A 12678-nucleotide genomic window follows, 5' to 3' on the forward strand; every position below is an offset into this window, starting at 1 on the left:
CGATCACATCCGCCCGCGTCCGCGCACAGACATATCCTGCGCGGCGTTGTTGGGTGGGTCGATGCGGAATTAAACCTTCAGGCTGTCGATCATCAGTTTAATGAACCGCTTGGCGCGGCCTGCGAATGGACCGCTGTCGTAGCGACTGCCGATCCAGTAGCTGCAGCCTGTTGCTGCCTCGCTTCCTTTGACGAGCCTTAGTCGGTTGGATGCCAGCAAATCGGAGGCGTTTACAACGCTGATCAGCGCGAAAAGATCGGATTTCGGGAGCATTTCGGCAGCAAGGTGTTCGGCCGAAACGGATGGCCCTTTCTTTTTGGCATCGGACCAAGACAGACCAAGCTGCGCCGCCCAGTCGCGCCAACTGTATTCGCCCCAATCTCGGCCCCTTTGATGGGCGATGTGGAGCAAGCGGCTGTCGAGGACATCCTGCATATTGCCTGTCTCCGTGGCGAAAAACGGATGTTCCGGGCGGGCGATGGCGGCGCAGCGGTCATCGAAGAGAAGCCTCCATCCCGTGCCTTTTGGCTTATGTGCCGCATGGACGATGGTCACATCGGATGGTCCATGGTTCAGCGGATCATGGGTTGGGTTGATCACCAAATCGGTGTCGGGAAACATTTTCTCGAATGTCGGGATGCGCGGCATCAACCATAGGACAGCGAATGAATAGGACGCCGTGATGCGAAACTCTGTCGACCGGCCATCATGCAGCAATTCGTCCGCCATGCGTATGCGTTGAAAGGCGTCGCCAAGGGCGGCGGTGATGGCGCGCCCGGTTTCTGTTGGCACAAAGCGGTTGCCGGACCGGTAGACGAGCGGCGCGCCGCACCGCGCCTCGAGGTCGCGGAGGCGGTGGCTAATGGCGGCGGGTGTGACGCAGAGTTCGCGTGCGGCAGCCGAGAGCGAGCCGGTGCGGAGAACCGCCTCCAGCGCGCGCAGACCGGTCATCGCTGGTGCGTTGCGCATCGCTTTGCCCTCTTTTACCTGAGGTAAAAGCGAGGCGTCGAACTTGTCAATTGGCGCAGGGCGCGAGGCGTTCCAGTCTACACCTACCCGGCATCACCCATGCGCGGCCTATCCTCCTCCTGCCTCTATGCCAGACAAGGAAACCTTGCCATGACCCAGAACGTGTCCGAGACCCGGAAAAGGCTGTTTGAGACCCTAGTCAAATCGTCCCGTGAAGGCCGTATTGACCGACGTGAATTTCTTGCGCTTTCAAGCGTTCTTGGCCTAGGGGCGGCTGTTGGCCTGTCCATGGCGCCGCATGCTGCCATGGCGCAGACGCCCAAACGCGGGGGCGTGTTGCGGGTGGGGCAGCAGGTCTTGGCGATCAACGATCCCCGCGTCTATGACTGGCCGCAGAAGGCCAATGTCGCCCGCCAGTTCTGCGAACCTCTTGTGCGTTGGCAGCCCGATGGCAGCTTTACGCCGTCGCTTCTGGAAAGTTGGGAGGTTTCGGATGACGCCCGCACCTACACGCTAAAGGTGCGGCAGAATGCAACTTGGACGAATGGCGACGCGTTTACCGCCGATGACGTGGTCTTTAACATCCGCCGGATGGCCGATGCGACGGTCGAGGGCAATTCGATGGCCACCCGTCTTGTCGCCCTGCGCAATGGCGAGGAAAAGACGGCGGCCGAAGATGCAGTGGTGAAGCTGGACGATTTCACCGTTCAGTTGAACCTCCGCAATCCAGACATCACCCTGATCCCCAGCTTTGGCGATTATCCGGCGCTCTGCGTGCATCCGTCCTTTCCGGATGGTGGCGATCTGGCGCAGGCACCGATTGGAACCGGGGCCTTCGAGCTTGTCTCCTTTGAGGTGGGCGTCAGGGCTGTGGTGAAGCGGCGTGAGAATGGCGCGTGGTGGGGGGGCGAGGCCTATCTGGACGGGATCGAATTCATCGACCTTGGAACGGATGAATCGGCCTTTCTTGCGGCGTTCTCGGGCGGTGAGATCGACATGAATGACGAAACCAGCCCGGATTTTGCCGATGCCAATGATGCGGCGGGGCTGGTGCGGGAATCGGCGGTGACGGCGACGACGATGGTTGCCCGGATGAACACGCAGGTGGCACCGTTCACCGATGTTCGGGTGCGGCAGGCGATGCAGCTTGCCGTGGATAATGCCGTGGTTCTGGAACTGGGGGTGGCGGGCCTTGGGTCTGTGGCCGAGAACCATCATGTCGCGCCCGTGCATCCGGAATATGCCGAGATCCCCAAGGTCGCGCCGGATCCTGCGAAGGCGCTTGCGATGCTGACCGAGGCCGGACATGCGGAGACGGAGATTGAACTGATCTCGATCGACGAGGGGTGGCTGGCCACGACGTCGGATGCCATTGCTGGGCAGTTGCGGGATGCGGGCGTCAAGGTGAAACGGACGGTGCTGCCGGGGGCGACGTTCTGGGACGGTTGGACGAAATATCCCTTCTCGACCACCTCATGGGGGGCACGGCCTTTGGGGGTGCAGATCTATGCGCTGGCCTATCGCAGTGGCGAAGCGTGGAACGAAAGTGCGCATTCCAACCCGGAGTTCGATGCCAAGTTGGAGCAGGCGCTGGGGATTTTCGACCCGGACAAGCGTCGTCCTTTGATGGCCGAGATGCAGAAGATGCTGCAAGACAGCGGCGTGATCATCCAGCCCTATTGGAACGAGTTGATCATGCACCGGATCGAGGCGGTGCAGGGTTACAGGCGGCATCCTCTGCGTGAGATGCATCTGGAAGCGGTCTGGCTGGATCGTTGAGATCGGGTTCCCCCGGCCTGTTTTGCCGGGCCGGGGGAATGCGTCGCCGCCCAATTTGGACAAGAAGATGAAGATCAGAGAAATCCGCGCCACGCCGGTGAACATTCCGCTGCGCGCGCCTTATCGGTTCAGCTATGGGTCGACCGGGTCGCTGACCAAGACCGTGGTTGAACTTATGACGGAGGACGGCGTCACGGGCCTTGGGGAATGTGCAGATGGCGACCGTGCGGCGGATGTGGCCCGGATGGCCGAGCGCCTGATCGGCTATGATCTGCGCGATGTGGGACCGGCGGCGCGGGCCTGCGTGCATGGGATGTCCTATACACCTTGGGACAATGTCACGGCCCATCGTCGGGTTTTCGCCGGGATCGAAATGGCGATGTGGGATGCGCGGGCGCGCAGCGAGGGCGTGCCGCTTTATCGTTTGTTGGGCGGTGCCGTCCGGCAAGAGATCCCGCTGACCGAATATTTCAGCTATCGCCTGCCCGGTCGGGAGGATGCGGGGGAGGCAAGCCCCACGGACGTTGCGCGCTATTGTGCGCGGATGATCGAGGACCATGATGCGCGGGCCTTCGAGGGTAAGGTCGGCACGGTCGACCTTGCCGAAGAGGTGCGGATGGTGGCCGAGGTCCGCGCGGCCATCGGCGCACGGACCCTGCAACTGGATGCCAATGGCGCATGGACACTGCCGACGGCGCGGCAGGCGATGAAGGCGCTGATGCCCAGTGACATCGCATGGTTCGAGGAGCCTTGCGAAACCTATGAAGAGATGGCTGCCCTGCGCCAGCATTTCGCGTGTTCTTTTTCGACCCATATTGTCGATCTGCCCAAAGCCGCGCGGCTTGGCTGCCCGGATGCCATTGTGACCAACATCAACGAATTGGGCGGTATCCGCGGCACGCTGGAATTCGTGGCGGCCTGCGCGGCGATGGGGGTTGGGTTCCGCTTTCATTCTGGCGAGACGGGGGTTGCGTCGGCGGCCTATCTGCATCTGTCGGCGGCGCTGGATCATGTGCGCGGGGCAAGCCAGACCTTGCTGCGATGGTATGCGGATGATGTCATCGAGGGTGGCCCCTTAGTGCCGAAATCGGGTGTGCTGCGGGTGCCTGATGGCCCCGGACTTGGGGTGACGCTGGACCCGGCCGCGCTGCGCCGGTGCCATGAAAGGTATCTGGCCGAAGGGCGGTTTCCGGCTGGTGCATCGGCCCCGCCGGGATCGGCCTATGGCAGCACCTTCAGAAAACAGTGAGGCGGGCGATGGAACACAGACTTTCTCTTGTTTCCGTCGAAGCGCTGGCGGGGGAATGCCTTATGGCCTGTGGCGCGTCGCTCCAACAGGCCAGTGCGGTGGCACGGTCCATCCGCGATGCCGAAGCGGAAGGCATGCGCGGGATCGGATTGGGCTATCTGCCTTGGTATTGCGGGCATCTTCGAGTGGGCAAGATCGCGGGTGAAGCGGTGCCTGAGGTTCGGCAGACAGCGCCGGGTGTGGTGCATGTGGATGCAGGCGACGGGTTCGCCCATCCGGCCTATGAGGCGGGCGAGGCCGCGCTGCTGGGTGCCGCGAGATCGCAGGGCATCGCGATGCTGGGCATCTCTGGTGCCTATGCTTGCGGCGTTCTGGGGTATTTCACCGCCCGGCTGGCGCGGCAGGGTTTGGTGGCGATGATGTTTGCCAATGCCTCATCCACAATGGCGCCTTGGGGGGGACGGAAGCCGTTTTTCGGCACCAACCCGTGGTCGATGGCGGCACCGCGCGAGGGCGCGCCGCTGATCCTTGATTCATCCTCGTCGGCGACGGCTTACGTCAATCTGGCCCGCGCCGCCGAAACGGGCGAGGCAATTCCTGCGCATTGGGCCTTGGATGCCGATGGGCGACCGACGACGGATGCAAGGGCGGCGTTGGCCGGGACCATCGCCCCGGCGGGTGGCCATAAGGGCAGCGCGCTGGCGCTTATGGTAGAGGTTTTGGCCGCGGGGCTGACGGGGGCGCATTTTTCGCATGAGGCGTCTTCCTTGGGTGATGATCTGGGTGGGCCGCCGCGTCTTGGTCAAACGCTGATCGCTGTTCATCCCGGTCAATCCGGCTTTGCTGCCCGCATCGAAGGTCTGCTGTCCGCTATGGCAAGCCAGCCCGGCGTGCGCATCCCCGGCGACCGACGCCACGCCGCAAGGCAGAGGGCCGAGGTGGAGGGTGTTGTCGTGGATGATGATTTGATGGCGCGGTTGCAGGCTTTGGCAGAGCGGTCATGACCGACCTTGTCGCCGCTTTTCCGATGTATAACCGCCCGGAGCTTCGTGTGGCATTCGACATGCTGTGGGAGGGGACGCGCAACAACCTGCGCGCGGCGGGTGTGCAAGATGTGCCAGACTGTCTGACGGTGGTGGAAGAGGGATTGCTGACGTTCTGGCAGCGCCCGGACCTGCTGCTTAGTCAGACCTGCGGCTTTCCCTATCGGCATTTCCTGAAAGACTCCGTCGCCCTTGTGGGAACGCCCGACTTTGGGTTGGAAGGGTGCCCGCCGGGGTATTACCGCAGCGCGCTGGTCGTTCGGCGCGACGATCCGCGCGAAACCCTGGCCGAGTTTCAGGGGGCAACATTGGCCGTCAACGACCTGCATTCCCAATCCGGCTATGCTGCCCCGCTTGTGGCGATAGAGCAGGCAGGGTTGCGGATGGGCGCAATCCGGATGAGCGGCGCGCATGTCGCCTCGGCGCGGATGGTGGCGGTCGGTGACGCGGATATCGCTGGGTTGGACGCGGTTTCTTGGCGGCACATGCTGCGTCTGGATGCCTGGACTTGCGGGTTGCGCGTCATCGATTGGACGCCGCCGACACCGGGCCTGCCCTATATCACGGCCTTTGCGCCTTTGGCGGTAACGATCACCGCATGCCTTGCCGAGGCGTTGCGGACCCTTCCTCCGACACTGCGGGATGATCTGACGATGAAGGGTCTGGTTGCGGTTGATCGCCGGGATTACCTGATCGTCGCCGATCCAGAGGCGCCGGAGAAGGCTTTGTTCCGCACCTAGTAAGGGCGGGGCGCAGTGAGCCCCGGCTGCTGTTCAGGTCAACCGGGCGAGCAGCGCCAGAAGCCGTGCCCTGTCGCGCGCGGACAGGGGCGCAAGTGTCAGGTCCGAAACCTGTAGCGCGTCGGCCCGCCGATCTTGGAACAGTGTCCGGCCTTGATCCGTCAGGGCCACAGTGAGGCGGCGGCGGTCGGACGGATCGGGCAAAGTGGTGACAAGGCCCTGTCGCGTCAGCCGATCCACCACACCCTTGATCGTGGCCGCATCCATCGATGTGGCCCGCCCCAACTGGTTTTGCGACATCTGCCCCAGTTCTGCCAGACGTGCCAATACGGCGAATTGGGTTGTGGTCACTTCGGGGATGATTTCGGAAAAGAGTGCCAAGTGCCGCTGCGTGACCCGGCGCAGCAGATAGCCCACCTGATCGTCCAAAGCATAGGGCGCGTCTTTTTCCATCTGTTTCGATTAACGCGCGGGCAGGGCCTGTGCAACTGTCACGAATCCGTTGACAGAGGCATGGGGTGCGCCCAATCTGATTTGCATACAAACGAATAATGACGGGGTCGGGATGGGCGACTATGCGCGTCCGCAGGACATGGCCGAGGCGCTGAGGCTGTTGGCGGGCGGCCCGCGCAGGGTGCTTGCGGGGGGGACCGATCTTTATCCGGGTGCGGGTGCCGTGCTTGCGGGCGATATGCTGGATCTGACCGGGTTGGCGGCGCTGCGCGGAATATCCTCGGGGCCGGATGGGGTGCGGATCGGGGCTTGCACGACATGGTCCGAGGTTGCCGATGCCGATCTGCCCCCGGCGCTGGATGCATTGCGGCAGGCTGCGCGTCAGGTGGGGGGGCGGCAGATCCAGAATGCCGGGACGCTGGGTGGAAATCTGTGCAACGCCTCGCCCGCAGCGGATGGTGTGCCGCCGCTTCTGGCGTTGGATGCCATGGTCGAACTTGAGTCTGCCATGGGGCGGCGCTGTATGGCGCTGTCGGATTTCCTGATTGGCCCCCGCCGCACCGCGTTGCGCCCGGATGAGGTTCTGGCGGCGGTCGTGATCCCTTCGGGGGCGTTGGCGGGGCGGTCGGCCTTTCTTAAGCTGGGGGCGCGGGCCTATCTGGTGATTTCCATCGCCATGGTTGCTGCGCGGGTTCATGTGGCCGAGGGGCGGATCGCGGATGCGGCGATTGCGGTCGGGGCTTGTGGCCCGGTGGCGCGGCGTCTGCCTGCGGTTGAGGCCGCGCTGATTGGCGCATCGCTGACCGACGCGCCCAAGCGGGTGCGACGGGATGATGTGGCCGCTGCGCTGACCCCTATCGACGATGTGCGGGCATCGGCTGCGTATCGTCTTGTGGCGGCCACCGAGCTGGTGGTGCGTGCGCTGCGCGAGGTGGCGGCATGATCGACTTTACGTTGAACGGGGTTGCCGTGACGGTCGATTGTCCGCCAACCGAGCGCCTGACAGAGGTGCTGCGTGAAAGGCTGGGCCACAAGGGCACCAAGGTCGGCTGCGATGCGGGTGATTGCGGGGCCTGCACCGTTCTGATGGATGGTCGGCAGGTCTGTGCCTGCCTTGTGCCTGCGGGCCGGGTGCAAGGCAGCGCGATTGAGACGGTCGAGGCCGAGACGGCCGAACTTTCCCGTCTGCGCGCGGCCTTTCTGCGCCATGGTGCGGCGCAATGTGGGATTTGCACGCCCGGCATGTTGATGGCGGCGGCAGAGCTTTTGCGAAACACGCCCAGACCAACAGAAAAGCAGGCCGAAGAGGCGCTTGGCGGTGTTCTGTGCCGCTGCACGGGGTATCGACGCATCCTTGCCGCTGTCTGCGACGCGGGTGGGCGTGCGTTGGACGCCCCGCAGGGGGCAGTGGGGGTGGCGTTGCCCCGGTTGGATGGCGCGGCCAAGGTGGCGGGTGATTGCTTTGGCGCGGATTATGCGCCGGAGGCTGCCTTGCAGGTGCGAGCGGTCCGCAGCCCCTATCCGCATGCGGCCTTTGCCCTTGGCGATCTGATGGCCTTTGCTGCGCGACCCGGCGTTGCGGGCGTGTTCACCGCTGCTGATATCCCCGGTCGCAATGCCTTTGGCGTGATCCCGCCTTTTGCTGACCAGCCTGCGATTGCCACCTCGCCCGCCCGGTTCCGGGGGGAATGCGTGGCACTTGTTGCCTTTGAACCGGGGGCGGAACCGGATCTTTCGGCCTTTCCGGTTCGGTGGACCGAACTGCCCGCCCTGACGTCGCCGCAAGCGGCGGAAGCGGCGGGCGCCCCGCTTTTGCATCCCAACCGCGTGGGCAATCGGCTGACGGAAGGCCGCCTGTGCCGGGGTGATGCTTCGACGGCGTTGGCCGCTTCGACCCATGTGGTTGAAGGTGGGATGCAGACGGGATTTGTCGAACACGCCTATATCGAACCCGAGGCGGGGGCGGCATGGATGGAGGGCGACGTGCTGGTGATCCGCGCCTGCACGCAGGCCCCGGTGATGGACCGCGATGATACGGCAGCGATCCTTGGCCTTGCGGCGGATCGGGTGCGGATCATTCCTTCCGCCGTTGGCGGGGGATTTGGGTCCAAGCTGGACGTCAGCCTGCAACCTCTGATCGGGTTGGTAACGCTGAAAACCGGGCGACCCTGCCGGATGACCTATTCCCGGCAGGAAAGCATGACATCGACCACCAAGCGCCACCCAGCCGAGATGCGGGGGAGGATCGGTTGTGATGCCGAGGGGCGCATCACGGGGATGGAGTTCGAGGGGCGTTTCGACACGGGGGCCTATGCCAGCTGGGGACCGACGGTGGCGAACCGGGTTCCGGTTCATGTGTCGGGCCCCTATCGCACCCCCGCGGTGATGGCGCGCGCACGCGCGGTTCATACCCATGGTCCGGTGTCAGGTGCATTCCGGGGATTTGGTGTGCCACAGGCGGCGCTGTGGCAGGAAACACTGTATGACCGACTGGCCGAGAAGGCCGGGCTTGATCGGCTGGAGTTCCGTATTCTGAATGCGCTGGCCGATGGAGATGCAACGGCGACGGGACAGGTTCTGTCTTCCGTTGGCATCGGTGCCTGTCTTCGGGCGCTGCGTCCCCATTGGGCGCGGGCACTGACAGAGGCGGGGCCGGGGCGCGGCGTTGGCATCGCGTCCTGCTGGTATGGCTGCGGCAACACCGCGCTGCCGAACCCCTCTACCATCCGGATCGGGCTGACATCCCAAGGTGCGTTGGTCCTGCATCAGGGGGCGACGGATATCGGGCAGGGGTCAAACACCGTCATCACCCAGATCGCGGCAGAGGCGCTCGGCCTTCCCGTATCGGCCTTTGTCCTTGTCGGACCGGATACTGCGCTGACGCCGGATGCGGGCAAGACATCGGCCAGCCGACAGACGTTTGTGACGGGCCGCGCGGCGCAGGCGGCGGGGCGGGCGCTGCGTGCCGCCATCTTGCGGCACGTCAATGCGGGTGATGGGGCGGTGCTTGCGATGGATGGCGCGCGGGTTGCGGTGACGGAGGATGGCCGGACCCGCAGCATCGACCTTGCCGCGCTTGCTACGGGTCCGCATGGCTATGTCCTGATGGCCGAGGAAAGCTATGACCCGCCAACGGCGCCGCTGGATGTCGATGGGCAGGGCGTGCCCTATGCCCTTTATGGCTATGGCGCGCAGATGGTGGAACTGGAGGTGGACCCCGCGCTGGGAACCGTGCGCCTTTTGAAGATCACTGCCGCCCATGATGTGGGCCGAGCGATCAACCCTGCCTTGGTTGTGGGACAGATCGAGGGCGGCATCGCGCAGGGCATCGGGCTGGCCTTGATGGAGGAATATCTGCCGGGCCGGACCGAGAACCTGCATGATTACCTGATCCCAACCATTGGTGATGTGCCTGAGGTGGAAAGCCTGATCATCGAGGTTCCCGATCCCGAAGGCCCCTTTGGTGCGCGGGGTTTGGGCGAACATGTCCTGATCCCGACGGCCCCGGCGATCCTTAACGCGATCCGCCACGCGACGGGGGCAACCCTTTCGCGCGTGCCCGTGTTACCCCACCGTCTGCGTGAGGCGATGGCATGACGGGCGAGAAGATCCGCTGCGATGCCTGCCCGGTGATGTGCTATATCGCCCCCGGCCAAACGGGCGCCTGCGACCGCTATGCCAATGTGGAAGGTCGTATCCAGCGGACCGATCCCGTGGTGATGCTGTCCCATGCGGTAGAGGGTGGTGGGCAGGTCGTGCCCTTCGCCACCCGTGACTGGAATGGTGAGCCCTTTCCTGCCGATACTTTTGTCACCGGGATCGGTTCAGGGACCACTTACCCCGATTACAAGCCTGCGCCTTTCATCGTGTCATCGGTCGTCGAGGGTGCCGATATGGTCACCGTGGTGACCGAGGCGATCTTTTCCTATTGCGGGGTCAAGGTGAAGATCGACACCGACCGTTATCTTGGCCCCGAAGGTGCGACCGTGCGCGCGGGGGGTGAGGCGGTGGGCCATGTGATGACCGCTGAATATGGCAGCCAAATGCTGTCCTTGGGTGGGGTGCATCACCTGACCGGCGGATCAAAGGCGGAGGGTCGCGTAACCTGCGCCACGCTTTTGGCGCTGTGCAACGGGCAAGCGGTGGACCTGTCGATCGACGGGGGATCGACGGTCACCGTACAGGCCGGGGCCGCGCCTGTGGTGGATGGGATGCGTGAGCGGCGGATGCGCGTGGGCTGTGGTTCTGCCACCATCGGAATGTTCGCGGTGCAGTGGAAGGGTCTGGTCGATGAGGTGGTGGTGGTGGATGACCATATCACCGGAGTGGTCAGCGAACATCAGGCGGGCAAGGTCATCGGCTGGCAACCCACCGGCATCCGTATCAAGGGCCATCGGTCGACGCCGGGACGTTACTTCCGCGTCTCGGAACCGGGGCTGGGTTGGGGCGGCACAAGGTTGACCGATCCTTTAGAAATCCTTGGCCCTTGGGACGCCAAACGGGGCGCGCGGCCCGGTCTGAGGTTGCTGATGGTGTCAACGACGGGTGAGGATTACGCCTATTTCGTGCTGGATGATGATCTTGTGCCGCAGCCCGCGCCGCTGCCCGATGCCCTCCGCCCGTCGGTGGAGTTGATTGACGAGAATTGCGAGGCGTCCCTCTGCACGGTGCTGTTCATGGCGGGGGCGGGTGGGTCGCTGCGTTCGGGCGTGACGCGGAACCCGGTGCGCCTGACGCAGGCCGTGCAGGGTGGAAGGGCAAGGCTGACCTCGGGCGGGGCGCCGGTCTATGTCTGGCCGGGTGGGGGGATCACCTTCATGGTGGATGTGACCAGTCTTCCCAAAGGTGCCTTTGGCGATGTGCCGACGCCTGCTTTGGTTGCGCCACTGGAATTTACCTTGCCGCGGGCCGAGTATCTGGAACTGGGTGGGCATGGTGAAGCGATCCGCGATCTGGCACAGGTGCGCGCGGAAGGTGGGGAATACCCTGTCGCCGCGCATGTGACCCGCTGGCCGGGAGGTGCGGCATGAGGGGCGCGCAGGTGGACCGGCTGGCCGATGGGAGGTTGCACTTGCATCATGGCCCGATCGACATCATTGCGCGGGCATGGGGTGTCCCAAGCGCAGTGGCGATGGGCGAGGCGCGCATGATTGCGCGTTTTCGCACGATCCTTGACGAGCTTTGTTCCGAACTGCCCGCGCTGCGCGCCGAGGATGCACCAGTGCATGGGCCTGTCGCGCGGGCGATGGCGGCTGCGGTCGCCCCGTTCCGACCGGCCTTTGTCACGCCGATGGCCGCTGTGGCCGGGGCGGTGGCGGATGCGTTGCTGGCCGAACTGGCGGTGCCGGGCGTGACGCGCGCCTTTGTGAATGATGGCGGCGACATCGCGCTGCACCTCACGCATGGGCAAAGTCTGACCTGTGCCATTGCCGCGCGCCCCGGCCTGCCTGATCGTGTCACCATCCGGCACGACGACCCGGTGCGCGGCATTGCCACTTCGGGGCGGGGGGGGCGAAGCTGGTCTTTCGGGATTGCCGATGCGGTGACGGTGCTGGCCCGGACGGCAGCGATGGCCGATGCGGCGGCCACGATGATCGGCAATGCCGTGGACGTGCCGGGGCATCCGGCTGTGACCCGTCGACCCGCCTGCCAGATGCAGGCCGACAGCGATCTGGGACAGCGCGCTGTCACTGTGGCGGTTGGTCCCTTATCTGACCGTGACATCGCCCGTGCGCTGGACGCCGGGATGGAACGGGCTGACCGTTTTCGCCGCGCTGGTCTGATTGAATCGGCGGCGCTTTTCCTGCACCCTGAGGTGCGCGTCCTCGGACACCTAATGCTGATGGAACCCGCCGATGCCTGATTTTCCCCTACGCAAGATCACCCTTCTGACGGAAGAGATCCTTCATGATGGCGGTCCGGCCCCGGCAAGCCCACGCCGCCGTGCCGCGATCCTTGCGACCTGCGGGAACCCCTTCGCAGGCCGCCATGTCGCGGAGCTGCAACCGGCGATGGAGGATCTGAAACCCTTGGGCCTGATGATGACCGACCGGTTGATTGCGGCCTTGGGTGGCCGTGAGGGGATTGACGGCTATGGCAAGGGTGCCTTGGTCGGTTCGGCGGGCGAGGCGGAACATGGCGCGCTGTGGCATGTGCCGGGCGGCTATGCGATGCGCGAGAGGCTGGGCGAAAGCCGGGCCATCGTGCCGTCTGCGATGAAGGTCGCGCCGATGGGGGGCATGCTTGACGTGCCCTTGGGCCATATCAACGCAGCCTATGTTCGTAGCCATTTTGACGCGGTTACGGTGAGCGTTCCCGATGGCCCGAAACCCGATGAGATCGTGTTCGTCCTTGCCATGTCGGTCGGCCCGCGGGTGCATTCGCGGATGGGCGGATTGGAAGTGTGGCAGGTCAAGGGCGAGGATGGGCTGAGATGACGGTCATC

At 64.5% G+C, this 12678-nt stretch carries 11 protein-coding genes; 9 read left to right on the forward strand and 2 right to left on the reverse strand.

What is annotated here, in order from left to right:
- Window positions 1-69 precede the first annotated feature (69 nt).
- Window positions 70-951 (reverse strand): LysR family transcriptional regulator, encoded by an 882-nt coding sequence (locus tag QF092_RS19360; protein ID WP_281470565.1) that lies wholly within the window; start codon window positions 949-951, stop codon window positions 70-72.
- A gap of 168 nt (window positions 952-1119) precedes the next feature.
- Here QF092_RS19360 and QF092_RS19365 point away from each other — a divergent pair, with 168 nt between their 5' ends.
- The 4 genes from QF092_RS19365 (at window position 1120) to QF092_RS19380 (ending at window position 5780) form a co-directional block, all read left to right on the forward strand.
- Window positions 1120-2748 carry an ABC transporter substrate-binding protein gene (locus tag QF092_RS19365; protein WP_281470567.1) on the forward strand — a complete coding sequence of 543 codons (1629 nt, stop codon included), beginning with the start codon at window positions 1120-1122 and terminating at the stop codon, window positions 2746-2748.
- A 67-nt stretch (window positions 2749-2815) separates the two neighbouring features.
- Window positions 2816-3997: a mandelate racemase/muconate lactonizing enzyme family protein gene (locus tag QF092_RS19370; protein WP_281470569.1), complete on the forward strand. Its 1182-nt coding sequence runs from the start codon at window positions 2816-2818 to the stop codon at window positions 3995-3997.
- An 8-nt stretch (window positions 3998-4005) separates the two neighbouring features.
- Entirely contained in the window at window positions 4006-5001 is a 996-nt protein-coding gene (locus QF092_RS19375) for an Ldh family oxidoreductase (RefSeq protein WP_281470571.1), read from the forward strand.
- Window positions 4998-5780 carry a phosphate/phosphite/phosphonate ABC transporter substrate-binding protein gene (locus QF092_RS19380; protein WP_281470573.1) on the forward strand — a complete coding sequence of 261 codons (783 nt, stop codon included), beginning with the start codon at window positions 4998-5000 and terminating at the stop codon, window positions 5778-5780. The genes QF092_RS19375 and QF092_RS19380 overlap by 4 nt, the downstream gene beginning before the upstream one ends.
- Window positions 5781-5813: 33 nt before the next feature.
- On the opposite strand, the gene QF092_RS19385 is transcribed toward QF092_RS19380, so the two are convergent.
- On the reverse strand, window positions 5814-6233 hold the full coding sequence (locus QF092_RS19385) for a MarR family winged helix-turn-helix transcriptional regulator (RefSeq protein WP_281470576.1): 420 nt from the start codon (window positions 6231-6233) through the stop codon (window positions 5814-5816).
- Between the two features lie 112 nt (window positions 6234-6345).
- Here QF092_RS19385 and QF092_RS19390 point away from each other — a divergent pair, with 112 nt between their 5' ends.
- Genes QF092_RS19390 through QF092_RS19410 form a run of 5 tightly spaced genes read left to right on the forward strand, consistent with a single transcriptional unit; the run spans window position 6346 to window position 12670 of the window.
- Entirely contained in the window at window positions 6346-7176 is an 831-nt protein-coding gene (locus QF092_RS19390; protein WP_281470579.1) for an FAD binding domain-containing protein, read from the forward strand.
- On the forward strand, window positions 7173-9830 hold the full coding sequence (locus tag QF092_RS19395; protein ID WP_281470581.1) for a molybdopterin-dependent oxidoreductase: 2658 nt from the start codon (window positions 7173-7175) through the stop codon (window positions 9828-9830). Before QF092_RS19390 ends, QF092_RS19395 begins: the two co-directional genes overlap by 4 nt.
- A complete protein-coding gene (locus QF092_RS19400; protein WP_281470583.1) occupies window positions 9827-11263 on the forward strand; it encodes a 6-hydroxynicotinate reductase in 1437 nt (478 codons plus the stop codon). The genes QF092_RS19395 and QF092_RS19400 overlap by 4 nt, the downstream gene beginning before the upstream one ends.
- Complete coding sequence (locus tag QF092_RS19405) at window positions 11260-12096, forward strand: UPF0280 family protein (protein WP_281470585.1); 837 nt, start codon at window positions 11260-11262, stop codon at window positions 12094-12096. The genes QF092_RS19400 and QF092_RS19405 overlap by 4 nt, the downstream gene beginning before the upstream one ends.
- Window positions 12089-12670, forward strand: coding sequence for an amino acid synthesis family protein (locus QF092_RS19410; RefSeq protein WP_281470587.1), 582 nt, complete (start codon window positions 12089-12091; stop codon window positions 12668-12670). The genes QF092_RS19405 and QF092_RS19410 overlap by 8 nt, the downstream gene beginning before the upstream one ends.
- Window positions 12671-12678 lie beyond the last annotated feature (8 nt).

The sequence above is a fragment of the Fuscovulum ytuae genome (assembly GCF_029953595.1).
GTDB classification, from domain to species: Bacteria; Pseudomonadota; Alphaproteobacteria; order Rhodobacterales; family Rhodobacteraceae; genus Paragemmobacter; species Paragemmobacter ytuae.

Bases quoted from the DNA above. Each gene is read 5' to 3' on its own strand.
- QF092_RS19375 (WP_281470571.1), top strand. From the start codon at position 4,006: ATGGAACACAGACTTTCTCTTGTTTCCGTCGAAGCGCTGGCGGGGGAA.
- QF092_RS19405 (WP_281470585.1), top strand. From the start codon at position 11,260: ATGAGGGGCGCGCAGGTGGACCGGCTGGCCGATGGGAGGTTGCACTTG.
- QF092_RS19400 (WP_281470583.1), top strand. From the start codon at position 9,827: ATGACGGGCGAGAAGATCCGCTGCGATGCCTGCCCGGTGATGTGCTAT.
- QF092_RS19360 (WP_281470565.1), bottom strand. From the start codon at position 951: ATGACCGGTCTGCGCGCGCTGGAGGCGGTTCTCCGCACCGGCTCGCTC.
- QF092_RS19365 (WP_281470567.1), top strand. From the start codon at position 1,120: ATGACCCAGAACGTGTCCGAGACCCGGAAAAGGCTGTTTGAGACCCTA.
- QF092_RS19370 (WP_281470569.1), top strand. From the start codon at position 2,816: ATGAAGATCAGAGAAATCCGCGCCACGCCGGTGAACATTCCGCTGCGC.
- QF092_RS19410 (WP_281470587.1), top strand. From the start codon at position 12,089: ATGCCTGATTTTCCCCTACGCAAGATCACCCTTCTGACGGAAGAGATC.
- QF092_RS19390 (WP_281470579.1), top strand. From the start codon at position 6,346: ATGGGCGACTATGCGCGTCCGCAGGACATGGCCGAGGCGCTGAGGCTG.
- QF092_RS19385 (WP_281470576.1), bottom strand. From the start codon at position 6,233: ATGGAAAAAGACGCGCCCTATGCTTTGGACGATCAGGTGGGCTATCTG.
- QF092_RS19380 (WP_281470573.1), top strand. From the start codon at position 4,998: ATGACCGACCTTGTCGCCGCTTTTCCGATGTATAACCGCCCGGAGCTT.
- QF092_RS19395 (WP_281470581.1), top strand. From the start codon at position 7,173: ATGATCGACTTTACGTTGAACGGGGTTGCCGTGACGGTCGATTGTCCG.